The following is a 26,601-nucleotide window of genomic DNA, read 5'->3' as shown; positions in this document are numbered from 1 at the left end:
AGTAAGGAACGACAGTTCTATACAACCAGGAGAGAATTATGGAACAGGTGAGCATGGTGCTGGAACCGGTACGCGCATTTCTTATCCAGCTAGGCGAGTTTTTACCCAAACTGATCATTGCCGTCATTATATTGCTGGCCGGTTGGCTCCTCGCCAAGGCAATCAAGCTGGCAGTAGTCAAGGGGCTCAGATCAATCAATTTCAATGTGGTGACCGAGCGGGCCGGTATCGACAATTTTCTGCAACAAGGTGGTGCCAAAACCGACACCATCGACATACTCGGCGTGCTGGTCTACTGGCTGGTCATCCTGGCGGCATTGATGATTGCATTTAACAGTCTGGGACTGGCGCTGGTAACCGAGCTGATCGGACGTATCGCCATGTTTGTTCCCAAGGTGATGGTGGCTGTGCTGGTGCTGGTGTTCGGCGCCTACTTTTCCCGTTTTATCGATAATGCCATCAGCACTTATGGCAAGAACGTGGGTCTTGAAGATGCCGAACTGCTGGGTCGATTGGCGCGTTACGCGATCATGGTGTTCGTGGTGTTGATTGCGCTCGAACAGGTGCAGGTTGCCACCGAACTGGTGCGACTGAGCTTTTTGATCCTGCTGGCGGGCGTAGTACTGGCGTTGGCACTGGCATTCGGGATCGGCAGTCAGAACCGTGCCGCAGAGATGCTGGAACGATGGTGGCCTAAACAAACCAAAAAAACCATTTCAGACAAGGAATAGGAGCATCAAGGGGGCGGTTGTGTGAAAGCGGGTCAGGGCAAACGCAACAAGCGCAGTATTGGCAAGCCATTGCACATGTCGGCTTGTCGTGGAAATTAGAGGCATACGATCAAATCCAAGGAGAAAAAATGAGTTCAACGCCCACCATTCTGGCGCTTGTGCTGGCTGGTGGTGAAGGCTCGCGCCTGCATCCCTTGACAGCTGTCCGCTCCAAACCTTCCGTACCTTTCGGCGGGCGTTATCGTATCGTGGATTTCGTGTTGAGCAACCTGGTGAACTCGGGCATTAAATCAATCTATCTGCTGGTTCAATACAAATCGCAATCGCTTATCGAACATGTCAATCATGCGTGGACACTGTCCAATGCGATTCCTGATCAGTTTGTTACGGTCGTACCGCCGCAGATGCGGGAAGGGCCAGAATGGTTCCAAGGCACGGCCGACGCGGTATACCAGAACATCAATCTGATCGAGAGCCGCGCGCCGGATATGGTTGCGGTATTTGGCGCAGACCATATCTACCGTATGGACGTGCGGCAGATGGTGAAATTCCATCAACAAAATGGTGCCGATGTGAGTGTGGCTGCCATCCCCGTTCCACTGAATCTGGCCCCCTCGTTTGGCGTCATAATCGCCAATAGTGATGGGCGTGTCAGTGATTTTATCGAAAAACCTACGCAGCCTGTGCCAATGCCAGGGCGATCAGACTGCGCCTATGGCAGCATGGGGAATTATCTGTTCAATACCGCAGTGCTCAAAGAGGCATTGCTGGAAGCGCGCGAGCGCGGCGAGAATGATTTCGGGCGTCATATTCTGCCGCGCCTGATCCGCAGCCACAAAGTTTATGCCTATGATTTTGCCACCAACCGGATTCCGGGGACACGGGATTACGAGGAGCCGGCGTACTGGCGTGATGTGGGCACCATTGAGGCCTACTACGCAGCACATATGGATTTGTTGGGGCTGGAACCGCATTTCAATGTGTTCAATCCAAAATGGCGAATTTTTTCGAGCGGCTATCAAGGGCCTACCTCCAAAATCATCGGCGGACATGTCCAGAACAGCATGATCGGGGCCGGTGCAATCATCAAGGGCGGCTCGATCCGCAATTCCATCATCCGGCGTGAAGTCATCATTGAAGAGGATGTGGAGCTGGAGGATTGCATTGTCATGGATTACACCATCATCCGTAGAGGCGCCAGATTGCGTCGCGTTATCGTGGATCGCTACAACACAATCGCTGCAGATACGCAGATTGGTTATGACAGCGACGCCGATCGTGTGCGTTACCACGTTTCCGAATCGGGCCTGGTGGTGGTTAAAAAAGGTAATGAACTGGATACCAGCCGCTATTTTTGAGGCGGTGTCACTTTTCCGGGAATCCAATGACTATCTTTAGGAAACAGCATTATGAGTAAGCCGATTACTGCAGTGTGGCCAGGCAGGCCAAATCCGCGTGGTGCGACCTGGGATGGTGAAGGCGTGAACTTTGCACTGTTTTCAGAGCATGCGGAAAAGGTGGAGTTGTGTATTTTTGATATCAAAGGACGGCGCGAGGTTCAGCGTATCGAACTGAAGGAACGCAGTGACCTGATCTGGCATTGCTATCTACCCGAGGCGCGTCCCGGTTTGCTATACGGTTATCGGGTGCATGGTCCATATCGTCCGCAGGAAGGGCATCGCTTCAACCCGCACAAATTGCTGATCGAGCCTTATGCCAAGGATATCGTAGGTTCTCCCAACTGGAGCGATGCGCATTTCGGCTACCGGATTGGCAGCAAACATGCAGACCTGTCTTTTGATCGCCGCGACAACGTCAACGGGATGCCGAAATGCCGGGTGATAGACCAGGCCTTCACGTGGGGGAACGACAAACCTCCAGGCATCCCATGGCACGACATGGTGATCTACGAGATGCACGTCAAGGGATTCACCATGCAGCATCCGGACGTACCTGCCCAATTTCGCGGCACTTACGCCGGCCTCTCCATGGCTCCACCCATCGAGCACCTCAAGCGCCTGGGGGTCACAACGGTCGAGTTGATGCCGGTACATGCTTTTCTCGATGATCGTCATTTGGTCGAGCGCGGACTGAGTAACTACTGGGGCTATAACTCCATCGGTTTCATGGCGCCGGATTCCCGTTTCTCTGCCAGCGGCCATGTCAGCGAATTTAAAACGATGGTGAAAACACTCCATTCAGCAGGCATCGAGGTTATTCTGGATGTGGTCTACAACCATACTGCCGAAGGTAATCATCTGGGGCCGACATTGTCTTTCCGTGGCATCGACAATGCCTCCTACTATCGTCTGGTGGAAGATGATCCGCGGTATTACATGGACTATACCGGTTGCGGCAACACGCTCGACATGCGTCATCCACGTGTGCTCCAGCTGATCATGGACAGTTTGCGTTACTGGGTGCAGGAGATGCATGTAGATGGCTTCCGTTTCGACCTGGCTTCGGCCCTGGCCAGGGAGTTGCATGAAGTGGACAGGCTGGGCACCTTTTTTGATACGATCAGCCAGGATCCGGTACTCAGTACGATCAAGCTGATTGCCGAACCCTGGGATCTGGGCGAAGGCGGTTACCAGGTGGGTAATTTCCCGATCGGCTGGGCGGAGTGGAACGATCGTTATCGTGACAATGTGCGGGCTTACTGGAAGGGCGACGGAGGGCAGATTGGCGAACTGGCGCAACGCCTGGCCGGATCCAGTGACCTGTACGAACGTAGCGGACGCAGACCCCATGCCAGCATTAATTTTGTCAGCGCTCACGACGGGTTTACCTTGCACGATCTGGTGAGTTACAACGACAAGCACAACGAGATCAATCAAGAGGGAAATCGCGACGGTAACGACAACAACAATTCCTGGAATTGCGGCGTCGAAGGTGAAACCGATGATCCTGAAATCAATGCTTTGCGTGCGCGCCAAAAGCGTAATTTTTTGGCGACGCTGCTATTTTCGCAGGGCGTTCCCATGCTGGTTGCAGGCGACGAGATGGGCCGCACCCAGGGCGGCAATAATAATGCGTATTGTCAGGACAACGAGATCAGCTGGCTGTCATGGGATTTGAAACCGCAGGATCAGGAGCTGCTGGAATTCACCCAATATATTATCAGTCTGCGCAAAGCTCATCCGCTGTTACGGCGGCGCTATTTCTTCCACGGACGCCCGATTCGCGGCGGTGAAGTAAAAGATATTGTGTGGCTGAATCCGGACGGAATCGAAATGGGCGACAGCGACTGGGCGCAGGCATTTTCGCGGTGTCTGGGCGTGTATTTTGCGGGCGACACGCTGCTCGAAACCGACGATCGCGGGCGTGTCCTGACCGATGATAATCTGTTGATGCTGATCAATGCCCATCATGAAGATATCGATTTCTCGCTGCCGAAATTCGACGGGCATTATTATTGGGATGTACTGCTCGATACGCTGGAGGCTACCGGTACACCCAGGATCACCCGTTACAAGGCAGGGCAAGATTATCCGGTAAGCGGACGATCGCTCGTGGTGCTTAAACAGGCGCTGACAGCATGAAGCGTGTGCATGAAATGCCATTTGGCGCCAGCGTGCTTGCAGATGGCGGCGTGCGGTTTCGTTTGTGGGCACCTGCGGCACGCAGTGTGGAACTGTGCCGTGCAAATCTGGCTGGTGAAGACAGCAAGACGGCGATGAGCCAGCTTGAGGATGGTTGGTTCCAGCTCGAATTGGCGCAAGCTCAGGCAAAGTCGGGAACGCGTTATCGCTATCGTATCGATGGCGGCCTGAACGTGCCGGACCCGGCTTCACGCGCCAATCCTGAGGATGTTCACGGCTACAGCCAGGTGGTCGATGGCGCGGCATTCGAATGGCAGGATGGCGGCTGGAGCGGCCGCCCATGGCATACCGCAGTCATTTACGAACTGCATCTGGGTTGCTTCACCCGGGAAGGCACCTGCACGGCTGCTATCGAGCGTCTGGATTATCTGGTCGAATTAGGCGTCAGTGCTATTGAACTGATGCCGGTAGCGGATTTTCCGGGGCGACGTAACTGGGGTTACGACGGCGTATTGCCGTTTGCACCGGATAGCAGCTACGGTATGCCGGATGAACTCAAGGCGCTGATCCAGGCGGCGCATTTGCGTGGATTAATGGTACTGCTTGACGTGGTATACAATCACTTCGGACCGGACGGCAATTATCTGCATGCCTATGCACCGCAATTCTTTAGCGAGCGTCACCATACGCCGTGGGGAGTCGCGATCAATTTTGATGGGGACGGCAGTCGTGTGGTACGGGATTTTTTCATCCACAACGCACTTTACTGGCTGGATGAATACCATTTCGACGGTTTGCGACTCGATGCCGTACATGCCATCGTCGACGATACCCGCCCGGATATTCTGAAGGAGCTGGCTGCCGTGGTACAAGCCGGACCGGGGCGCACCCGGCAGGTTCATCTCGTGCTGGAGAACGATGCGAATGCTGCGCGCTATCTGCAACAGGGTGCCATCACTGCGCAATGGAACGACGATATCCACCACGCCCTGCATATTCTGCTGACGGATGAACGCGACGGTTACTATGCCGACTATGCCGATCAGCCTGTCCGGCATCTGGCGCGTTGCCTGGCCGAAGGATTTGCTTTTCAAGGCGAGCCTTCGCCCTTCCGTGCGGGCCAACTGCGTGGGGAACCCAGCACACACCTGACACCCGGCGCTTTTATCAATTTCAGCCAGACGCACGATCAGGTTGGTAATCGCGCATACGGTGAGCGGATTGCCATGCTGGCAGCGCCAGCCCCGTTGCAGGTCGCGCTGGCGGTGCTGTTGCTGGCGCCTTCGCCGCCCATGCTGTTCATGGGTGAGGAATTTGCCGCGGCCACGCCATTCCAGTTTTTCTGCGATTTCCAGGGCGATCTGGCCAATGCGGTCACCGAAGGGCGCCGGCGCGAATTCGCGGGTTTCCGCGAATTCGCCGACCCTGCTGCGCGGGCGCGAATTCCTGATCCCAACGATGCGCTGACCTTTGAACGCTGCAAACTTGACTGGGATAGTCTCGAGAGTCCGCAACACCAAGCCTGGTTTCAGCACTACCGGTATCTGCTGATGCTGAGGCGCGACCATGTTGTCCCGCGTCTGCCGGGTATGGGCGCGGGTGCTGAATTCGAGCTGCTCGGGGCGGCTGGTCTGTGCGTGCGCTGGCGTCTGGGGGATGCTTCCCGGCTGACATTGCTGGCCAATCTGGGCGATGCTTCGAGCGAGGGCATTCCGCCTTTTTGCGGCACGGATGTTTATCTCAGCCAGCCGGATTTGCCGGAAATTCTCGCCTCGGGTCATATTCCGGCGTGGAGCGCCGCCTGGTTTATTGAGGAAGCGACCCTATGACGCAACAGGAGGCGTTGGAGCAGCTCGCTGGCTTGCATGGGATTGCGACTGACTATTACGACATATGGGGCAATATCCGTCATACCAGTGAGGGAACGCAGCGCGCACTGCTGGCTGCGATGGGCGTGGAACTGGACGGCGATCTATGTGCCCTCCTCGCCGAGCACGAAGCCCGGCCATGGCGCAGGCTGCTGCCCCCTGTACTGGTGGTGCGAACCACGGACGACACACTGGCTGTTCCGGTTACTTTCCCATCTGCGCTGGCTGCCGCCACTTATCGATGGACATTGTCCCGGGAAGAAGGGGGGCGGGAAGAGGGGAAATTCCAGCCTTCCATGCTGGAAATAACGGGCAGCAAGCCCATTGATGGCGGGACGTATCAGCGCGGCTTATTGCGCCTGCCATGTCCTCTACCGGGCTATCATCAGCTGACTGTCTGCAAGCCGGATGGTGCGGAAATCAGCATGACGCTCATCATCGTGCCGGTGACCAGTTATCAACCAGCAGCGCTCGCCGATGGTGGCCGGATTTACGGCCCTGCTTTGCAGCTCTACGGCGTACGTTCCCAGCGTAACTGGGGTATCGGCGATTTTACCGATTTGCGTCTGATGGTCGAGCTGGCGGGTGAGTCCGGTATGGACATTATCGGACTCAATCCGCTGCATACCCTGTTTCCCGGCAATCCTGCCCATATCAGCCCGTACAGCCCATCCAGCCGCCTGTTCCTGAACATCATGTATATGGATGTGGAAGCCGTGGCGGACTTCGCCGAATGCCAGGAAGCGCGCGCCATAGTGGCGGATGAGGCTTTCCAGGCACGTCTGCGTGCGCTACGTTCGGAAGAGCTGGTGGATTATCCGCAAATCACCGCGGCCAAACTGACGCTGCTGGCACAGCTGTATCAACATTTCCGCAAACAGCATTTGCAGGTCGATAGCGAACGTGCAAAACAGTTCCGTGTTTTCCAGGTCGAAGGTGGCGAGGCACTGCGACGCCACGCCTTGTTCGAGGCCTTGCAGGCGCATTTTCAGGGACAGGATGCCGGCATATGGGGTTGGCCGGTATGGCCCGAGGCGTATCGCAATCCAGCCGCGCCCGTGGTTATTGCATTCGCCCAGGATCATGTAGAAGAACTCGAGTATTACGAATACCTGCAATGGCTGGCTGACCAGCAGCTTGATGCGGCTGGCAAGGCCTCACTGACCTTCGGCCTGGGCGTGGGACTATATGGAGACCTGGCGGTCAGCGTGGATCGCGGTGGCGCGGAAGCCTGGGCGAATCAGGATATTTATGCACTCGGCGCCAGCGTGGGTGCGCCGCCGGATGATTTCAACCTGAACGGACAGGATTGGGGATTGCCGCCATGGATACCTGGCCGTTTGCAGATGGCCGCCTATGCGCCGTTCATTGCGACATTACGCGCCAACATGCGCCACATGGGCGCGTTGCGTATTGATCATGTGATGGGGTTGATGCGACTGTTCTGGATTCCGCATGACAATGGCGGAGGCGCAGTTGCCGGCGCTTACGTGAGTTATCCATTCGATGATCTATTGGGTATCTTGATGCTGGAAAGCCAGCGTAATCGCTGTCTGGTGATCGGCGAGGATCTGGGTACCGTGCCGGATAGTTTGCGCGAACCACTGCAACACGCGGGTATCCTGTCTTATCGCGTGCTGTTTTTTTCGCGCGATGCGCAGGATGGTTTTATGCCGCCTGCCGCTTATCCTGCGCAGTCGCTGGTGACGGCGACTACACACGACCTGCCCACACTGCGCGGCTACTGGGATGGCCGGGATATCGATCTGCGCGCAACACTGGGGCTGTTCCCCAATGAAGATGTACGTCAGCAGCAGATCATCGCACGTTCGCATGATCGCGCCGCCCTGTTGATCGCGCTGGAGCGGGAAGGACTGCTCGATGCGGGCAGCAGCCTGCACCCGGTAGCGAATCCGGACATGACACTGGATCTGGCGAGTTCGGTGCATCGCTTCCTGGCCAGAACGCCTGCGCAGGTGATGATGATCCAGCTGGACGATATTTTCGGTCAGATAGAACAGGTTAATTTACCCGGCGCAAGAAGTGAAGTTTATCCAAGCTGGCGACGGCGCTTGACGGTCAATCTGGAGGAATGGCGCGATGATCTGCGCGTGAAGCGCATGGTCGAGGCGATGAGCGCGGAAAGGGTCAGGACCGCCGGGCCGTCTCCATTGCAGCAGACGGATACGGCGCAGGTACTTCCAGCCCGCATTCCGCTATCCACCTATCGCCTGCAATTCAACCGCGACTTCACGTTTAATCAGGCGCGCGAAATTATTCCTTACCTGAGCGCGCTGGGTATCTCCCACTTGTATGCCTCGCCTTATCTCAAGGCGCGTCCGGGTAGCACCCATGGCTATGACATCATTGATCACAACACGCTGAATCCCGAGATCGGTACACACGAGGAATTTGAACAGCTTTGCGCCGCCCTTGCCGGACATGGCATTGGTCAGGTGCTGGATATCGTGCCTAACCACATGGGCGTGCAGGGCGGTGACAACGTATGGTGGCTGGACGTTCTGGAAAACGGTCAGGCATCGGCGCATGCCGGATTCTTCGATATCGACTGGAAGCCAGCCAAGGCCGAGTTGCACGGCAAGGTGCTGCTGCCGGTGTTGGCTAACCGCTATGGTGCGGTGCTGGACAATGCCGAATTACAACTGCGTTTCGACGCGCAACGCGGTGAATTCGTCATTTATTACTATGAACACCATTTCCCGGTGGACCCGGCGGAATACACGCAAATTCTGACCTATCGAATGGATATGCTGAGCGCGCGCCTGGGTCTGGATCATCCTTTGCTGATGGAATACCAGAGTCTGGTAACGGCGTTCCGCAATCTGCCGTCGCGAGACGAAACTTCCCCCGAACGTCAGATTGAGCGGCGGCGCGACAAGGAAGTGCATAAACGCCATCTTGTCGGGCTGGTTGAGCGCTCTTCCGATATTGCCTGGTTCCTGGAGGAAAATCTGCAGATATTCAATGGCTCGCCAGGGGAGCCGTCCAGCTTCGATCACCTGCATCACCTGATCGAGGCACAGGCCTACCGGCTGACATTCTGGCGCGTGGCTTCGGATGAAATCAATTACCGGCGGTTTTTCGATATCAACGATCTGGCCGGGTTGCGCATGGAGAACGACGAGGTTTTCGATGCAACCCATCAGCTATTGTTGCAACTGGTTCAGGACGGCAAGCTGGATGGTTTGCGTCTGGACCATCCGGATGGCCTGTATGATCCGGAAGCCTATTTTTGCAAGCTGGTAGAGCAATGCAAGCGTGTGGGTCATGCCCCTTATCTGGTGGTGGAAAAAATCCTGGCCGTACATGAACGTTTGCGCGCCAGCTGGCCGGTGCATGGCACCACCGGTTACGAATTCATCAATCTGCTCAACGGGCTGTTTGTAGTGACCAGTGCTGCCGAGCGTATGGAGCGTCTGTATAGCGGTTTCATCGGAGAGCATATTGATTTCGATGATCTGCTCTACAGCTCCAAGAAACTCATCATGAAAACGGCCCTGTCGGGCGAGCTGAATGTGCTGGCTAATTTGCTCTCGAAAATTGCTGAAGCGGATCGGCAGACCTGCGATTACACGCTGAATGGATTGCGTTCTGCATTGGCTGAAATTGTTGCCTGTTTCCCCGTTTATCGGGGTTACATCAGCGCCCGCGAAGTCACGGCAGAAGATCGGCGTAACGTCGAACAGGCGACGCTGGCGGCGAAGCGCAGAAGTACCGCAGCCGACACCAATATTTTTGATTTTCTGCGTGATGTACTCACGCTGGCGGTAGCGGAAGGAAAAACGCCGGAATACCACGAGCAAGTCCTTGCGTTTGCAATGAAATTCCAGCAATTCACCAGCCCGGTGATGGCGAAAGGGCTGGAAGATACCAGCGCTTATATTTATCACCGTTTGCTGTCGCTCAATGAGGTCGGCGGTGATCCGCGTCAATTTGGTGTGACACGCACAGCATTCCATCGCGCCAATCTGGCGCGGGCAGAGCATTGGCCGCATGCGATGCTGACTTCTTCCACGCACGACACCAAGCGTAGTGAAGATGTGCGCGCACGGCTAAACGTACTGTCCGAAATGCCGGCCGCCTGGCGCCTGGCGTTACGTCACTGGAGCCATGCCAATAGCCGTTTGAAGCACAAGGTGGATGGACTGTTGGTACCCACACCCAACGACGAATATTTTATCTACCAGACCTTGCTGGGCATTTGGCCACCAGGCGAGCCAGAGCCAAATGAAATGGCGGATTTCAATGCGCGATTGACCGCATATCTGGTCAAGGCAGTGCGTGAAGCCAAAGTGCATACCAGTTGGATCAATCCCAACTCGGCCTATGAAGAAGCGATCGTGGCATTTGCCGACGCGCTGATCAATGCACCGGCAAAGGGTGAATTTCTAGCTAGCTTTCTGCCCCTGCAGCAACGCATCGCCTGGTTGGGCATGTTTAACAGCCTGTCCCAGACCTTGACCAAGCTGACCGTGCCGGGTGTGCCGGATGTTTACCAGGGATGCGAGTTGTGGGATTTCAGTCTGGTAGATCCGGACAATCGACGTCCGGTCGATTTTGCGCACCGGCGAGGCATGCTCGAAGTATTGCATACGCTCGCTGCGCAGCCGGTGAAACAACGGATTGCCGGGGTAAAAGCGCTATGCAATACACTGGAAGACGGGCAAGCAAAATTGCTGGTTGTCAGTTCGGCGCTGGCACTGCGGATGCGTTGGCCGGATCTGTTTCTGTATGGAAAATACCTGCCTCTGGCAGTCAAGGGTGTACATGCAGCTCATGTTTGCGCCTATGCGCGCATTCTCGACACGCGGATTGTCATTACGCTGGCGCCGCGCTTTTTTGCGCAGCTGTTAGGAGAAACGAGAAGCTTGCCCCTGGGAGACAAAGTCTGGGTGGATACTGCCGTGGACTTGCCGTTTCACCGCAAGGACATGCAATACAAATGCGCCTTTACGGGCAAAGCCCTTAGCCCGCATCGGCGCGGCAGTGGGTGGGCTATCTCCATGGCGCTGGCGCTGACAGAATTTCCGGTAGGGCTCATCGCCGGAGAAAGTATTCAAGCCGATTCAGCGTGACTGGGCGGCTGTCCAAACAGTATTCAGGCCGCCTTGCTTTGCAGGCGGTGAATAAGCTTTTCGACTGCGCGCTCGGTCAGAGGCGATGCCTCGATGAGGCGCGCCTCATTGTTGCGTAACCGTGCAGCCAGACGCGGCAGCGCAATAGTCAGTGCATCCATCCCCTCGTTGTTGGTAAACAGATAGATACCACGCATCGAACTGACCCAGGACAGTCGTGCCAGGCGCATGTCCGTGTCGTCATGGACAAACTCCAGCCAGTCACCTTTTTTCAGGCTGCGTGCCAGGTCGGTGTATTCGTCTTCGATCATGTCGTCGGCCGCATCGAGCTCAAAACGCTCGGGTGCGGCAGGTTGCGGCGCATTGATTTCCACGCTTGCGACGGTGGTTTCCGGACTATTGTTTTCGCTGATCCCGGGTGTGGGTTCGCCCGATTGCAATTCCTGCTGTAGTTGCAATCCTGCCTTGACCGCAGCAGCGTGGCATGTGACCAGTCGTGAGAACACGATTTCACGCTCTTTGGGATCGATCTGGACGCTATTCATGCCTTCGCGCAAGTGCTTGAGCAGATCCGGCAACATGACGACCAGTGACAAGCGGTCTTCGGTGTTGCGCTTGGGCGTAACGCTCCATACCAGGTCTTGCATGGTTTTCAGGCTGGATTGCCAGGCCTGGCTCTGTTCTCCCTGATCCGTGAAGGCATGACTGAGCACTTCTTTCCATGGGCCATTCAGAAACTCGCGGATTACATCAGGCAGCTGCAGGTTTTCAGTCACGCGACGGATTTCGTCGGCAACGACCACTTTGGCAATTTCTGCGCGTTCAGCGGCCTCTATATTTTGAGCGGACTGTTCGACTGCGGACTCTGCCTGAGCCTGGTGTGCGGACAAAAATTCCAGCAAATCGTCAAGCAGGGTCGCAAATATTTCCACATCTTCGGAGAAATCGGCAAGAATGGTTTGTACGATGCTGTCGAGTTTGATGAATAGTTGAGCGTTGTATCCATCCGTCTCCTGCCAGCCGATAGAGGCAGCCGCAATTTCATCCAGCAGGCGTCGCGCAGGGTGCGATTTTTTCGAGAAAAACTGTTTGTCCAGCATCGCCACCTTCAATACCGGGATCTGCAGGCGGCCAATCAGCGCCTTGAGCTTGTCCGGGATGGTGCGGTCATCAAAGATATAGTCAAACAGCATGGCAACGATATCTATGGTGAATGCATCCACCTGGTTATCCATGTTAACCAGACCGGCTGAACGAATATCACGCAGGATATTGACTGACCCGGATTGCAACGAGCCGGTATCGAATCCTGGCACATTGCCGAGCGATACAGTACCAACCACGCCGTGCTGTAGCTGGGTGAGCGAGCCGACAAGGCTGGCTATGTGCGCGGGTGATGCGACGGCAGTGATACCCGGTAATTGGAACGGTGCGCCGCCACTCGGCCCGGCTGCCGCGTTTGCCCCGATCAACTGCTGCAGCAACAAGGCAAATATATCCTGCTGATCGGCGTTCTCGGTTTGGGTCGCACCGGTTTTGACAGAGGCATGACGGGTGCGGCTTTTATGCTCTGCCAGACCGACGCGGATCGAAGGCAGGATGTCCTTGCTGACCAGAAACTGGTTCAGCCGCTGGTATATTTTAGGCAGGTCGCCGGCGATCCTGAACCCGAATTGCTGTAGCAGTACCAACTGGATTTGGGAGCCGATCTCGAGTTGTTCGCAGGCGGCGAGGAAAGCCTGGCAAATGGCTTTGGCGCCGAGCGGATTGCGCTCATCCTTTGCTTGCGGATCCTGCATCAGGGCCGAAATGCGCTGATCCAGCGCCGCCAGTTCCTCTACCGAGTCAAACTGCAGGCGCGCGACCGCTTTGCTCAGCGCCAGCGATTGCTCGAAATCCTCCTCATCGACCAGAGCCAGCTCCATGCTCAACGCACCGGGTTTAGTGTCGTTGCGGGCTGTTCCGCTGGCACGGATCCGGCTCTCGAAAGTCTCGATAAAATGCTTGCGTAGCGCGAGCGTCAGCGCATCGCCCCGGTTATGCACGATACCTTGCGCGGCATAGTAAAGATTGCGTGTTTCCAGCGTAGGAGACTGATCTGCGTTGGCCAGCAGACTGTCCTCTATTTGCGTATTTCTGTCCCGCCAGGCATGGCAGATGGCTTCAATGGCCTGATTACGGCATGCATGCAGCAGTTCGATCGCCTCCGCAGCCGTCAGCGACTTGCGCGACCGGTCAAAAGAGTTGGCATTTATATTTACTACATTGCGTTGCAGCGTGTCCGTCATGACATATGTCCTTCAGGCTGAGCGGCAGGCACATGGAGCGTATCGTCCCAAGGAGACGGTACAATGCTGAAGGCGGGAGCGTGACAAACCCGCATTTGGCAACCCCGCTGTCATAGCGCCTGAGCCCCTTAGACCGGAAATTTTGCGTCTCCGCCTTTCAGCGGATTTGCCCTGACAAATGCTATGGTACGCCGTGAGGCGGAATGCATCTGTAACGGGAATGGAGGTGTTCATACCCGTCGTAAGCTATTACGGCGGCAGTTTTTGGAACTTTAGGGAAAATTCTTGGAGCGGGCGATGGGAATCGAACCCACGGCTCTAGCTTGGGAAGCTAGGGTATTACCATTATACGACGCCCGCTATGGTAAAATCGAAAACGCATCATACTTGAATTGCAAGGGTATTTGAAGTTGATCGAACTCACTATTAATGGCGCTGCCAAACAATTTCCGCAGCCGCTCAATGTAGCCCAGCTGGTCGTCAATCTGGAATTGACTGGTAAACGCATTGCCATCGAACGCAACGGCGAGATTGTGCCGCGTAGCCAGTTCGACACTGTGGCGCTGGCATCCGGCGACCAGCTGGAAATCGTGGTCGCGGTCGGCGGCGGTTAGCCAGCTATCTTCGCGTCTGGCCTGGGCCAGGCGCATCCTGAACCTTACTTTCGAGATTCCGAGAATCGTATGGACACTTTAACTATCGCAGGCCGCGATTATTCATCCCGCTTGCTGGTCGGCACCGGCAAATACAAGGATTTCGACGAAACACGCCTGGCTGTGGAAGCCAGTGGTGCCGAGATTGTTACCGTGGCCATCCGTCGCACCAACCTCGGCCAGGACCCCAGCCAGCCTAATCTGCTGGATGCGCTGCCACCGTCGAAATATACCTATCTGCCCAACACCGCCGGCTGTTACACGGCCGATGAGGCGGTGCGCACGTTGCGGCTGGCGCGCGAACTGCTGGACGGCCATGATCTGGTCAAGCTGGAAGTGCTGGGCGATCCGAAATCTCTCTATCCCAATGTGGTGGAGACCATCAGGGCCGCTGAAATTCTCATCAAGGAAGGCTTCAAGGTCATGGTGTATACCTCCGACGACCCCATCATCGCCAAACAGCTGGAACAGATGGGGTGCGTGGCGGTGATGCCGCTGGCGTCCCTGATCGGCTCGGGCATGGGCATCCTCAACCCTTGGAATCTGCAAATCATCATCAATGAAGCCAGGGTGCCGGTGATCGTGGACGCGGGCGTGGGCACTGCGTCGGACGCGGCCATTGCGATGGAACTGGGTTGTGCCGGGGTGCTGATGAATACCGCCATTGCCGGGGCGCAAAACCCGGTGCTGATGGCCTCTGCCATGAACAAGGCGGTGCAGGCCGGGCGTGAAGCCTACCTGGCCGGGCGCATGCCGAAAAAAATCTATACCGCCAGCCCGTCCTCGCCCACCAGCGGCGTGATCGGTTCCTGAAGCATGGCCGAAACCAGCCCGGTCGGGCGCCCGATCCGCAGTTTTGTGCTGCGCCAGGGGCGCATGTCGGTTGCCCAGCAACGCGCGCATGACAGCCTGACAGCGGTGTATGGCATCCCCTATGCCGTTCAGCCACTGGACCTCGCGGCCGCGTTTGGACGCGACGCACCGAAAATTCTGGAAATCGGTTTCGGCATGGGCGATGCCACGGCGGTGATCGCCAGCGCGCATCCCGAAAACGACTATCTTGGCATCGAAGTGCATAGTCCCGGCGTGGGCAGCCTGCTGAACCAGATCCAGGAGCGCGCACTCACTAACCTGCGCATCATCCAGTACGACGCTGTGGAAGTGCTGCGCGACATGATCCCCGATGGCAGCCTTGCAGGCGTGCATATTTTTTTTCCCGACCCGTGGCACAAAAAACGCCACAACAAACGCCGCCTGATCAAGCCCGATTTCGTCGCGCTCATTGCCCGCAAGCTCGCCTCCGGCGGTTATTTGCATTGCGCCACCGACTGGGAGGACTACGCCATCCAGATATTGGAGGTGCTGTCCGGTGAGCCGGCACTCACCAACACGGCCGACGGCTACGCCCTGCGGCCGGACTACCGTCCGCTGACCAAATTCGAGCAGCGCGGGCTGCGGCTGGGGCATGGTGTATGGGATATTGTGTTCAAAAAGGCAAAATAACCTTTCCAAAGAAAAGATTTAGGAATAAAATTTCTCCAGAATTAGGAGGAATTCATGATCGCTGCTCACCCTACCCCACTCCCCGAAGCTGGAGCCACGCTTTCCAAAGCCGTGGCACGCACACTCAATCTGCTCCAACTCAGGCAGTCTACGCTGGCACGCATCCTGGGAGTGAGCGGGGCCACGGTTTCACGCCTGTGCGCTGGAACTTACACGCTGAACCCGAGCCGCGCCAAGGAATGGGAATTCGCCCTGCTGTTCGTGCGCCTGTTTCGCTCGCTCGATGCCATTCTCGGGCATGGCGACAACGCGCAAAAATGGCTCACCGGCCACAATACCGCACTCAATGCCCGCCCGCTTGACCTGATCGAGAGCACCGAAGGCCTGGTGCGTGTAGTGCATTATCTCGACGCCCATCGTGGCCGAATTTAACCCGGCCCGGATCGAACTCGATGTATGGCGCGCAGTCGAGGCGCAACACCGGGTATCTACAATGGCGCTGGTGGATACGCTGGATGAACAGGCGCTGCTGGAGCGCTTGCTGGACGCCTCCAAGCCGCCCCTGATGGCAGAACAGCGCGCACTGCACTGGCTGCTGTTCACGCCGTTCCGCTACCCGCCGCTGCCGTCCGGGTCACGCTTTCGCGCACCCGATGATCCGGGTGTGTTCTATGGCGCTGACGAGCGCCGCAGCGCCTGTGCCGAGCTCGGTTACTGGCGTTGGCGCCTGTTGCTGGACAGCCCCGCGCTGGACGCCATCGAACCAATACCGCAAACCGTATTCAAGACCCCGCTGCGCGGTACGGCCATTGACCTGCGCCAGCCGCCGTTTTTGACGCAGCGCGCGCGCTGGACCCATGCCAGCGACTATCAACTGTGTCAGGATTTGGCGCACCAGGTACGGCTGGCAGGGATACAAATGATCCGCTATGAATCGGTGCGCGACCCGGAACATGGCGGCTGCGCAGCGCTGTTGAGCCATGCCGCCTTTGCCGTCAATGCACCTACCGAACACCAGACCTGGATGCTGGCTGTGCACCGCGACCGGGTGGTATGGCGGCTGGATTCGATTTTTGACGAGGCCGCGTTTGAGTTTGAAGCGTCTGCATGGCGCAGCGATTCGCCGAATAACCTGGTCTGATCCATGTCAACGAATAAACAGGTTGCCATCATCGGCGGCGGCCCGGCCGGATTGATGGCGGCGGAAACCCTCACGGCAGCAGGTGTGCGGGTTGCGGTGTACGACGCCATGCCCTCGGTGGGGCGCAAGTTCCTGTTGGCGGGCAGGGGGGGATTGAACCTCACCCATACCGAAGCGCACGAGTCCTTCCTTTCACGCTATGGAACGCGCAGCGAATACCTTGCGCCGTGGCTGCAAGATTTCGACGCACAGGCCTTACGTGATTGGGTGCATGCCCTGGGGCATGACACTTTCGTTGGTACATCGGGGCGCGTATTCCCCACCGACAAAAAAGCCGCACCGCTGCTGCGCGCCTGGTTGCACCGTCTGCGTGAATCCGGCGTTGTGTTTCATGTGCGGCACCGCTGGCTGGGCTGGGCGGAGAACAACGCACTGTGCTTTGCCACCCCGGAGGGCGAACGCCAGATCCGCGCCGATGTCGTGGTGCTGGCGCTGGGCGGCGGCAGCTGGGCGCAACTGGGTTCGGACGGCGCCTGGGTGCCGATACTCCAGGCGCGGGGCGTGCCGGTCGCCGCGCTGCAACCGGCCAACTGCGGCTTCGACGTGGGCTGGAGCGAGCACTTGCGCACTCGCTTTGCCGGCCAGCCGATCAAATCCGTGGTGCTGAATTTCACCGCTGCCACAGGCGCGCCATTCCGCAAACAGGGCGAGCTGATGCTGACCGCCACCGGGCTGGAAGGTGGGCTGATCTACGCCGCTTCCGCGCGGCTGCGCGACGCCATTGCCGCAACCGGGTCAGCCACAATCTATCTCGACCTTGCTCCCGGCTGGGAACTGGCGCGGCTCACCCGGGAAATCGCCCACCCACGCGGGTCGCGTTCGCTGTCCAGCCACCTGCACAGCCGTATCAATATTCATGGCGTCAAAATGGCGCTGCTGCGCGAAATCGGCAGTGCCGGAGACTTCGCCGAACCTGCGCGCCTGGCTACCCTCATCAAAGCCCTGCCGATACGCCTGATCGCCCCGCGCCTACTCGACGAGGCAATCAGCAGCGCAGGCGGCGTGATGTTCGAGGCGCTGGATGCGCACGGGATGCTGCGCACGCTGCCCGGCGTATTTTGCGCGGGTGAGATGCTCGACTGGGAAGCGCCTACCGGCGGCTATTTGCTGACCGCGTGTTTTGCCAGCGGGCGTGCAGCAGGGTTAGGGGTGCTGGACTGGCTGGGCGCTATTTGAAAAATTCAACCTAAAAACGGCTATTGATCCACAAAAAACACGAAAGGCACGAAATAAATCAACAGCTTGTACAGACCTAGTCATTCACCCATTGGGTAACGATCTACGGCTTGATATCTCTTTGAATATTTTGCGAGCCTTCGCCTTACGGCGAAATGCCTGCTTACCCCATTTCGTGCTTTTCGTGTTTTTCGTGGACTAACTGCTTTTTCCAGGTTCATTTGCCACAGAGAACACAGAGGTCACAGAGTTTCCAGTGCTCAAACAGATGGGGTGATTTTCTCTGTGATTTCTGTGGCTAAAGCTGCTCAAGCCTTATCCACCCCCAATTTGTTCCATCCCTCAAGCCCCAGCGCATTGAGCGTTTCCATATTCTTTTCAAAAATCTGTTCGGCTTCCGGGAAAGCTGCCACGGCGCGCTCCACACTGGCCTCGCGCAACAGGTGCAGCAGCGGATAGGGCGAGCGGTTGGTGTAGTTCTCGATGTCGTCCGGGGCGGTATCGGCGAACTGGTATTGGGGGTGGAAACTGGCGATCTGGAACGCGTCGCCAAACTCCGGCTCGGCAGCGGCGGCATCGGCGATGTCGAGAAAATCGTTGTAGTCGAGGAAATCCTCAAGCACGTGCGGGTGGATCAGCAGCGTGGTATCGGTTTGCTCGGGGTCGGCGTCCTGCAGCGTACGCAATTCAGCCAGCAAGTCTTCGAGCAGCGCCTCGGGCGTGGTGGCCGGGCTGACCACATAACGGATTTGCTGTTTGACGTGGACGGCCTTGGCGAAGGGGCAGAGGTTGAGGCCGATGACGGCTTTTTCGAGCCAGGTTCGGGTGGCGTCGATGATTTCGGTATCGGTGGGCATTGGGGTACTCCTTGGTGCTGAAAACGGATTTTGCCACAGAGATCACAGAGGACTCAGAGAAAAGCATCCAATGTTGGCTCCGTACTTTCTGAGATATCTGTGGCGCATGCTGTTGGAAATCACCCTACCCACAGCGGCGGCTCGTCCATCAGCGCGATCTGCTCGCGCAGTTCCAGGATGCGGTCCTGCCAGTAGCGCTGGGTATTGAACCAGGGGAACGCCGCAGGGAAAGCCGGGTCGTCCCAGCGCCGGGCAATCCAGGCAGCGTAGTGGATCAGCCTCAAGGTGCGCAGGGCTTCGATCAGGTGCAGTTCGCGCGGGTCGAAATCGTGGAAATCCTCGTAGCCGGCCAGCAGGTCGGCGAGCTGTCGCGTCATCTCGCCGCGTTCGCCGGACAGCAGCATCCACAGGTCCTGCACCGCGGGTCCCATGCGGCTGTCGTCGAAATCCACGAAATGCGGGCCGGCGTCAGTCCACAGCACGTTGCCGATGTGACAATCGCCGTGCAGGCGCAGGCTGGCAACTTCTCCGGCGCGGTCGAAGCAATGACGCACGCCGTCCAGCGCCTGCGCCACTACGCCGCGATAGACTTCAACGAGTTCAATCGGGATGAAATCGTGGCTTAACAGGTAGGCGCTGGGCTCTTCGCCAAAGCTGGCGATATCGAGCGTGGGGCGGTGCTGATAGGGGGCAATGGCGCCGACCGCGTGGATGCGGCCGATGAAGCGGCCCAGCCACTCCAGCGTGGCGGGATTGTCCAGCTCCGGGGCGCGGCCGCCGTGCTTGGCGAAGACGCTGAAACGGAAGCCGGCGTGGGTGTGCAGTGTGCGGTCATGCATGGACAGTGCCGCCACGACCGGGATCTCGCGGCCCGCGAGATCGCTCACAAAGGCGTGTTCTTCGAGTATGGCGGCGTCGGTCCAGCGCTGCGGGCGGTAGAATTTGGCGACAATGGGCGCGCCGTCCTCCATGCCGACCTGATACACACGGTTTTCATAGCTGTTGAGCGCGAGCAGACGGCCATCGGTGCGCAAGCCGAGGCTGTCGACTGCATCGAGCACATGATCCGGTGTCAAACCGGCAAAAGCGTGTGTTTCCATTGGCGTATTGTACGGGAAGCTGGCTGATATCGAACGCGTAGCCGTGTCAACTATCCAGCAGCGTGATTCGTTATACTGCTCAGGTCACACCCGTGGCTGGCTTTTCTTAACCAACAAATCGTGGAGACAACATGAATAAATTGATGACCGCACTGATTATGGCCGCAGCACTTGCCTTTACCCCGTTCGCTGCATCGGCAAAAACCGAACAGCAAACCAAAATGAGCGCTTGCAATAAAGATGCCGCAGCCAAGTCACTCAAAGGCGACGAGCGCAAAGCCTTCATGAAGAGTTGCCTGTCAGCACCTGCTGCTGCCGCTGCACCAGCGAAAGCCGAGCCTGCTGCTGCCGCCAAACCCAAAAACGCCATGGGCGCATGCTCGACTGCTTCCAAAGGCATGAAAGGCGCTGAGCACAAGAAATTCATGAGCGAGTGCCTGAAAGCCAAAGGCCCGGAAAACATGAAAAAATAAGTTTGGATATTACTGAAAAAACCCCGCTGCGGCGGGGTTTTTTATTGGCTACCTGACGTGTTGCGATCGCAGGGCTGGTTGTGCGATTCAAACTTCGCACAGCCCCACGGTGGTGGCTATTCCATCCTGATCCACGCTCTCCATCCGCACACTGTAGCCCCACAGGCGCGCTATGTGGCGCAGCATTTCCGGGGTGGTGTCGCCGAGCGGGCGGCGGTCGTGCATGTAGTGGCGCAGGGTCAGGGCGCGGTCGCCGTAAACGTCTACCTTATAGACCTGGATGTTGGGTTCACGGTTGCCGAGATTGTATTGTTCGGCCAGGTGCTGGCGCACCGCGCGATAGCCGGCGTCGTCATGGATGGCGCTGATTTCGAGCTTGTCCTCGCTGTCGTCGTCGCGCACGGCGAACAGCTTGAAGTCGCGGATGAGTTTGGGCGACAGGTACTGGGCGATGAAGCTTTCGTCCTTGAAGTTGCGCATGGCGAAATCAAGTGACTGCTTCCAGTCGCTGCCGGCCAGTTCCGGGAACCAGTGGCGGTCTTCGCCGGTGGGGTGTTCGCATATGCGGCGAATGTCCTGGAACATCGAAAACCCCAGCGCGTAGGGGTTGATGCCGCTGTAGGCGCGGCTGTGAAACGGCGGCTGGTAGACCACATTGGTGTGGCTTTGCAGGAATTCCATCATGAAGCCATCGGTGAGTTTCCCCGCGTCGTACAGATGGTTTAACAGCGTGTAGTGCCAGAACGTGGCCCAGCCTTCGTTCATCACCTGGGTCTGGCGTTGGGGGTAGAAATACTGGGCAATTTTCCTGACGATACGGACGATTTCGCGTTGCCAGGGCTCGAGACGCGGGGCGTTTTTTTCGATGAAGTACAGCAGATTTTCTTGCGGCTCGACCGGAAACTGCTTGCTCTGGTTTTGTTTGTCGGTTGCCTGACGGGTGGGCAGGGTGCGCCACAGGTCGTTGACCTGGGACTGCAGATAGGTTTCGCGCTCGATCAGGCGTGCTTGTTCCTTGGCCATGGAGAGCCGGGTCGGGCGCTTGTAACGGTCTACACCATAGTTCATCAGGGCGTGGCAGGAGTCGAGCATATTTTCGACGGCTTCTTCGCCGTGGCGCTGCTCGCATTCGGCGATGAAATTGCGCGCGAATACCAGGTAATCGAGGATGCCCTCGGCGTCGGTCCAGGTGCGGAACAGGTAATTGCCCTTGAAAAACGAATTGTGGCCATAGGCGGCATGCGCAATCACCAGCGCCTGCATGGTCATGGTGTTTTCTTCCATCAGGTAGGCGATGCACGGGCTGGAATTGATGACGATTTCGTAGGCCAGCCCCATCTGGCCGCGCTGGTAGCTTTTTTGCGTAGACAAAAAGCCTTTGCCGTAGGACCAGTGGTGATAGCCGACCGGCATACCGACCGAGGCGTAGGCATCGATCATCTGTTCGGAAGTGATGACCTCGATCTGGCGCGGGTAAGTGTCCAGTCCGTAGTACGCGGCGGCCAGGCCGATCTCGCGATCGTAGGTGTCGAGCAGTTCGAAGGTCCATTCGGAGCCTTCGGACAAAGGCCGGCGTTCGGCGACGGGCTCTGTATCGGTCATCTCAAGCCACCTTTTTCCTGAACAGTTCACGAAATACCGGGTAGATGTCTTCCAGCGAGAGGATGCGTTGCATGGCAAAGCGGCGGCTGGCTGCACTGACCTGAGTGTATTCGCGCCACAGGCTTTGCGGCTGTTCGGTTTCGATTTCGACGTAAGCGAAATACTGCGTCAGAGGCAGAATGTCCTGCACCAGCAGTTCCCGGCAGCGCGGCGAATCGTTTTCCCAGTTATCGCCATCCGACGCCTGCGCGGCGTAGATGTTCCAGTTGGCCGAAGGATAGCGCTCGCGGATGATGTCGCGCATCAGCACCAGCGCACTCGATACCACCGTGCCGCCGGACTCGCGCGAAGAAAAGAAATCCTCCTCTTCGACCTCCTTGGCCGTCGTGTGGTGACGAATGAACACCAGATCGATGCGCTCGTAGCTCTTGGTGAGAAACAGGTAGAGCAGCATGAAAAAGCGCTTGGCGATATTTTTGCGGTTTTCGTCCATCGAGCCGGATACATCCATCAGGCAGAACATCGCGGCCTGGCTGCTCGGCGTGGGCTGGTTCACCCGGTTGGCGTAGCGCAAGTCCCATGTGTCGATGAAAGGCACGGCGGCAATGCGCGCCTTGAGGCTGGCAATTTCCTCACGCAAGGCGTCGGCTTCAGGGCTGGCGTCGCGGCCTTGATCTAGCAGTTCCTGCAGCGCTTCTTCGGCTTCGCGCAAAGCTTCGCGCGGGCTGGATGACATCGCCATGCGCCTGCCGATGGCCTGTTTCATGGAGCGCACCACATGCAGACTGGACGGGTTGCCCTGACTGACGAAACCGGCGCGTGCGCGCTTCACTTCGGGCACAGCGGCGAGCTGTTTCTTTACCATGTCCGGCAGCGCCAGATCCTGGAAGAAATAGTCCATGAATTCTTCGCGCGACAGTTCGAACACAAAATCGTCCATGCCTTCGGCGTCTTCCGAGGCGCTGCCGCTGCCCCCGCTACCGCCGCCACCGGGAGGGCGATCCGCCTTGTCGCCGCGCACGAACTCGCGGTTGCCGGGATGGACGATGTTGCGGCGCCCGCCCGGACCGTGATGGAACGCCGGCTCGGCCATGTCCTTGGCGGGTATGGAAATCTTCTCGCCGCGCTCCAGGTCAGCCACGCCACGACTGGAAACCACGTGCTTCACGGCGTCACGTATCTGCTCCTTGAAGCGGCGCAGAAAGCGCTGGCGGTTGACGGCGCTGCGGTTTTTGCCGGCCAGGCGGCGGTCGACGAGCTGGCTCATGGCAGCAATTCCATCATGAGGTTTTGCGGGCGCGCAGATACCATTCGGCCAGCAAGCGCACTTGCTTGTCGGTGTAGCCTTTGGTCACCATGCGCTGGACGAAGTCGTGATGCTTTTTCTGCTCTTCGCTGGACGCTTTGGCGTTGAATGAAATGACCGGCAACAGGTCTTCGGTGCTGGAGAACATGCGCTTTTCAATCACCACCCGCAACTTCTCATAGCTGGTCCAGGCCGGATTCTTGCCGTGATTCAGGGCGCGTGCACGCAGAACGAAATTGACCACTTCATGGCGGAAGTCTTTCGGATTGGCAATGCTGGCGGCCTTCTCGATTTTTTCCAGCTCGGCGTTGAGCTGGCTACGGTCCAGGCTCTCGCCGGTGTCGGGGTCGCGGTATTCCTGATCCTGTATCCACATGTCGGCGTAGGTCACGTAGCGGTCGAAGATATTCTGGCCGTATTCAGAATAGGATTCGAGATAGGCCGTCTGCAATTCCTTCTCGATGTATTCGGCATAGTGTGGCGACAAATATTCTTTCAGGTAGGCCACATAGCGTTGCTCCACTTCGGGTGCAAACTGCTCCTGTTCGATCTGCTGTTCCAGTATATAAAGCAGATGTACCGGGTTGGCAGCGACCTCGGTGTGGTCGAAGTTGAACACGCGCGACAGAATCTTGAACGCAAAGCGCGTGGAAATTCCGGTCATGCCCTCGTCCACCCCGGAAAAATCGCGGTATTCCTGATAGCTTTTGGCCTTGGGGTCGGTGTCCTTGAGATTGTCGCCATCATAGACGCGCATCTTGGAATAGATACTGGAGTTTTCCGGTTCCTTCAACCGCGTCAGCACCGAAAACCGCGCCAGCATTTCCAGCGTGCCCGGAGCGCATGGCGCTGCCGACAGCGAACTGTGCTGCATCAGCTTTTCGTAAATCTTGACCTCTTCGGATACGCGCAGGCAGTACGGCACCTTGACGATGTAAATACGATCCAGGAATGCTTCGTTGTTCTTGTTGTTGCGGAACGTCGTCCACTCTGATTCGTTGCTGTGCGCCAGTATCACGCCGTCGAACGGAATCGCGCCGAAGCCCTCGGTGCCCTTGTAGTTGCCTTCCTGCGTGGCAGTCAGCAGCGGGTGCAGCACCTTGATCGGCGCCTTGAACATCTCGACGAATTCCATCAGCCCCTGGTTGGACAGGCACAATCCGCCGGAAAAGCTGTAGGCATCGACGTCATCCTGCGAATATTTTTCCAGCTTGCGGATATCGACCTTACCCACCAGCGAGGAAATATCCTGGTTGTTTTCGTCGCCCGGTTCGGTCTTGGAAATCGCCATCTGCCCCAGTACCGAAGGCCAGCGTTTGACCACGCGAAATTTTGTGATGTCACCGTTGTATTCATGCAGGCGCTTGACGGCCCAGGGCGACAGGACTTTGCCCAGGTAGCGACGTGCAATACCGTATTCCTGCTCCAGGATATCGCCGTCCTCGTCCGCAGCAAACAGCGACAGCGGCGAGTCGTTCACCGGCGAGCCCTTGATGGCGTAGAACGGCGCTTTTTCCATCAGGTGTTTGAGCTTTTCCGCCAGTGACGATTTACCCCCGCCCACCGGCCCCAGCAGGTAGAGAATCTGCTTGCGTTCTTCCAGGCCCTGCGCGGCGTGGCGGAAGTAAGACACGATCTGCTCGATCGTTTCCTCCATGCCGTAGAAATCCTTGAATGCCGGGTACACCTTGATGACCTTGTTGGAAAAAATACGGGACAAGCGCGGATTGAGCCGCGTATCGAGTAGCTCCGCTTCGCCGATAGCCATCAGCATGCGTTCAGCGGAACTGGCGTAGGCAGACGGCTCCTGTTTACAAACATCAAGGAATTCCTCCAGCGAGTATTCTTCTTCCTCGTGGCGGTAGCGTTCGATGTACTGATTGAATAGACCCATGACGAACTCCTAATTGTTGATCAATCGGGTGTTGCATTGTCTCCAGCAAGGCGCATGCCAAATACATAACGTCAAAGTTTGGACAGGGTTGAGGATAAATAGTGCAATTGCGTGGCACCGACATGAATTCAGTATAGTCATTGTGCACAGAGGTGGTGCGCTGCAAAGGGAAAAAGCAAAGCTCGATTCAAGCTGGTGCGCATGCTGTGTTGATGCTGCCATCCAGTGCATATCACGCTGGGCAAACTCGCCAATAGCGCCGATCTTTCGGCAGGGAGTGGATTTCAGAGGTGACAACGTAGCGCGTCAAAATGTGCCGGGATTGTGAAAAACGGCCCAGCCATTCTGTTTAAGGTGCCGGGTTTTTTATTCGGTGAAGACTGATGTGTCGACTGGTCAAAAACTATCAAAGGCGAGAAGCTTTCGAGTTCAGGCCTGCCAAACGCCATATCCCGCTTCGCGCAGACTGATGGCCAGTTCCACCTCCATGTCCCGGGCACCCTCATAGGGCATCGGGTTATAAACTTCGTAGAGATCAGGCAATAACCGCAGGCCGAATTGTTTGACGTAGCGATTGGACTGGATACCAGCCTTGTGTTTATCGAAACGCACGTCGGGATCCAGTCCTGTCATGCCGACATAAACGCAAGGCTTTCCGGTCAGGTAACCGGGGTTGGATTTCTTGAATCGCCCTTCGTACAGCACATCCCTGGACAATTCGATGACATACACGTGATAGTGATTGCGGCGTCCCATGTCTGGATCAGAGGACTAAATGAAGGTTTGTTGCAGCAAGACCGGCAGGTGATTGCCGGTCTTTGGGTGGCAGGCTTACTTCTTTACACCGTTCACAGCGGCCTTTAATGTTGCGCCGGCCTTGAATGCAGGGGCTTTGGATGCCTTGATCTTGAGCTCTGCACCGGTGGCAGGGTTGCGGCCGGTACGCGCTGCGCGCTTGCGAACTTCAAATGTACCAAAGCCGACCAGAGCGACATTGTCGCCTTTCTTCAGCGTGGCGGTGACAATTTCGATGAGGGCCGCAATGTTACGGTCGGCATCAGCCTTGGTGCCGCCAGTTTTTGCTGCCAGTGCGTCGATCAGTTCTTTACGGTTCATGTGTGACTCCCGGTTGTTGTGGTCAAAGTACCGATGTGGATTGTTGTGGAAATTTGGCTGACTTGCAAGTGCCTATGATCATTTGTTGTGCGTTTGCGACAGTCAAGCCGGGAAATTATCGTGCTATTCAAGTGGCAGGACGGCCCGATTTTATCGCTTGGCATGCCTGTTAGGGCAGCCAGATCATGCTCTGGA

Annotated in this window: 19 protein-coding genes, 1 tRNA gene, 1 pseudogene and 1 riboswitch; of the genes and pseudogenes, 12 read left to right on the top strand and 9 right to left on the bottom strand. The window is 57.1% G+C overall.

From position 1 onward, the window contains the following. Positions 1-38: 38 nt before the first annotated feature. The 5 genes from ACYCZJ_RS04570 to ACYCZJ_RS04550 all read left to right on the top strand — a co-directional run bounded on the left by ACYCZJ_RS04570 (position 39) and on the right by ACYCZJ_RS04550 (position 11,237). Entirely contained in the window at positions 39-731 is a 693-nt protein-coding gene (locus tag ACYCZJ_RS04570) for a mechanosensitive ion channel family protein (protein ID WP_461553034.1), read from the top strand. A 128-nt stretch (positions 732-859) separates the two neighbouring features. Beyond that, positions 860-2,089: a glucose-1-phosphate adenylyltransferase gene (gene glgC / locus ACYCZJ_RS04565; RefSeq protein ID WP_461553033.1), complete on the top strand. Its 1,230-nt coding sequence runs from the start codon at positions 860-862 to the stop codon at positions 2,087-2,089. Positions 2,090-2,140: 51 nt separating this feature from the next. Continuing rightward, a complete protein-coding gene (glgX, locus tag ACYCZJ_RS04560; RefSeq protein ID WP_461553032.1) occupies positions 2,141-4,273 on the top strand; it encodes a glycogen debranching protein GlgX in 2,133 nt (710 codons plus the stop codon). Beyond that, complete coding sequence (treZ, locus tag ACYCZJ_RS04555) at positions 4,270-6,102, top strand: malto-oligosyltrehalose trehalohydrolase (RefSeq protein WP_461553031.1); 1,833 nt, start codon at positions 4,270-4,272, stop codon at positions 6,100-6,102. Before glgX ends, treZ begins: the two co-directional genes overlap by 4 nt. Next, positions 6,099-11,237, top strand: a complete 5,139-nt coding sequence (locus ACYCZJ_RS04550; RefSeq protein ID WP_461553030.1) for a malto-oligosyltrehalose synthase — start codon at positions 6,099-6,101, stop codon at positions 11,235-11,237. The genes treZ and ACYCZJ_RS04550 overlap by 4 nt, the downstream gene beginning before the upstream one ends. A 23-nt stretch (positions 11,238-11,260) precedes the next feature. Here the strand turns inward: ACYCZJ_RS04550 and ACYCZJ_RS04545 are convergent, their stop codons facing one another. Both ACYCZJ_RS04545 and ACYCZJ_RS04540 read right to left on the bottom strand, forming a co-directional pair. Further along, positions 11,261-13,525, bottom strand: coding sequence for a DUF1631 domain-containing protein (locus tag ACYCZJ_RS04545; protein WP_461553029.1), 2,265 nt, complete (start codon positions 13,523-13,525; stop codon positions 11,261-11,263). 94 nt (positions 13,526-13,619) lie between these two features. Next, a riboswitch (cyclic di-GMP riboswitch) is annotated at positions 13,620-13,706 on the bottom strand. Positions 13,707-13,811: 105 nt separating this feature from the next. Then, positions 13,812-13,885 (bottom strand) — tRNA-Gly (locus ACYCZJ_RS04540). 50 nt (positions 13,886-13,935) lie between these two features. Between ACYCZJ_RS04540 and thiS the strand changes: the two genes are divergently transcribed. From thiS to ACYCZJ_RS04510, 6 genes are all read left to right on the top strand, one after another. After that, positions 13,936-14,139 carry a sulfur carrier protein ThiS gene (gene thiS / locus ACYCZJ_RS04535; RefSeq protein ID WP_461553028.1) on the top strand — a complete coding sequence of 68 codons (204 nt, stop codon included), beginning with the start codon at positions 13,936-13,938 and terminating at the stop codon, positions 14,137-14,139. Between the two features lie 69 nt (positions 14,140-14,208). Next, the gene (locus ACYCZJ_RS04530) at positions 14,209-14,991 is read left to right on the top strand and encodes a thiazole synthase (protein WP_461553027.1); all 783 of its coding nucleotides are present in this window, start codon (positions 14,209-14,211) and stop codon (positions 14,989-14,991) included. 3 nt (positions 14,992-14,994) lie between these two features. Beyond that, entirely contained in the window at positions 14,995-15,681 is a 687-nt protein-coding gene (trmB, locus tag ACYCZJ_RS04525) for a tRNA (guanosine(46)-N7)-methyltransferase TrmB (protein ID WP_461553026.1), read from the top strand. A 54-nt stretch (positions 15,682-15,735) separates the two neighbouring features. After that, complete coding sequence (locus ACYCZJ_RS04520) at positions 15,736-16,113, top strand: antitoxin Xre/MbcA/ParS toxin-binding domain-containing protein (RefSeq protein ID WP_461553025.1); 378 nt, start codon at positions 15,736-15,738, stop codon at positions 16,111-16,113. Then, positions 16,100-16,822 carry an RES family NAD+ phosphorylase gene (locus tag ACYCZJ_RS04515; RefSeq protein WP_461553024.1) on the top strand — a complete coding sequence of 241 codons (723 nt, stop codon included), beginning with the start codon at positions 16,100-16,102 and terminating at the stop codon, positions 16,820-16,822. The genes ACYCZJ_RS04520 and ACYCZJ_RS04515 overlap by 14 nt, the downstream gene beginning before the upstream one ends. 3 nt (positions 16,823-16,825) lie before the next feature. Next, positions 16,826-18,058 (top strand): TIGR03862 family flavoprotein, encoded by a 1,233-nt coding sequence (locus ACYCZJ_RS04510; RefSeq protein WP_461553023.1) that lies wholly within the window; start codon positions 16,826-16,828, stop codon positions 18,056-18,058. Positions 18,059-18,366: 308 nt separating this feature from the next. Here the strand turns inward: ACYCZJ_RS04510 and ACYCZJ_RS04505 are convergent, their stop codons facing one another. Together ACYCZJ_RS04505 and ACYCZJ_RS04500 are read right to left on the bottom strand one after the other, a co-directional pair. Beyond that, the gene (locus tag ACYCZJ_RS04505) at positions 18,367-18,915 is read right to left on the bottom strand and encodes a DUF1415 domain-containing protein (protein WP_461553022.1); all 549 of its coding nucleotides are present in this window, start codon (positions 18,913-18,915) and stop codon (positions 18,367-18,369) included. 119 nt (positions 18,916-19,034) lie between these two features. Further along, positions 19,035-20,015: a serine/threonine protein kinase gene (locus ACYCZJ_RS04500; protein WP_461553021.1), complete on the bottom strand. Its 981-nt coding sequence runs from the start codon at positions 20,013-20,015 to the stop codon at positions 19,035-19,037. Between the two features lie 131 nt (positions 20,016-20,146). Between ACYCZJ_RS04500 and ACYCZJ_RS04495 the strand changes: the two genes are divergently transcribed. Beyond that, a complete protein-coding gene (locus ACYCZJ_RS04495) occupies positions 20,147-20,488 on the top strand; it encodes a PsiF family protein (protein WP_461553020.1) in 342 nt (113 codons plus the stop codon). An 87-nt stretch (positions 20,489-20,575) separates the two neighbouring features. Here the strand turns inward: ACYCZJ_RS04495 and ACYCZJ_RS04490 are convergent, their stop codons facing one another. The 5 genes and pseudogenes from ACYCZJ_RS04490 to ACYCZJ_RS04470 form a co-directional block, all read right to left on the bottom strand. Beyond that, entirely contained in the window at positions 20,576-22,090 is a 1,515-nt protein-coding gene (locus tag ACYCZJ_RS04490; protein ID WP_461553019.1) for a SpoVR family protein, read from the bottom strand. Between the two features lies 1 nt (position 22,091). After that, the gene (locus ACYCZJ_RS04485; protein ID WP_461553018.1) at positions 22,092-23,357 is read right to left on the bottom strand and encodes a YeaH/YhbH family protein; all 1,266 of its coding nucleotides are present in this window, start codon (positions 23,355-23,357) and stop codon (positions 22,092-22,094) included. Between the two features lie 13 nt (positions 23,358-23,370). Then, positions 23,371-25,290: a PrkA family serine protein kinase gene (locus ACYCZJ_RS04480; protein WP_461553017.1), complete on the bottom strand. Its 1,920-nt coding sequence runs from the start codon at positions 25,288-25,290 to the stop codon at positions 23,371-23,373. 429 nt (positions 25,291-25,719) lie between these two features. Then, positions 25,720-26,046 (bottom strand): hypothetical protein, encoded by a 327-nt coding sequence (locus ACYCZJ_RS04475; RefSeq protein ID WP_461553016.1) that lies wholly within the window; start codon positions 26,044-26,046, stop codon positions 25,720-25,722. A gap of 75 nt (positions 26,047-26,121) precedes the next feature. Next, positions 26,122-26,436: pseudogene (locus ACYCZJ_RS04470) on the bottom strand (HU family DNA-binding protein); the annotation flags it as partial. Positions 26,437-26,601 lie beyond the last annotated feature (165 nt).

The organism is Sulfuriferula sp., assembly GCF_054605375.1.
This window is presented reverse-complemented; position numbering and strand designations above follow the sequence as displayed.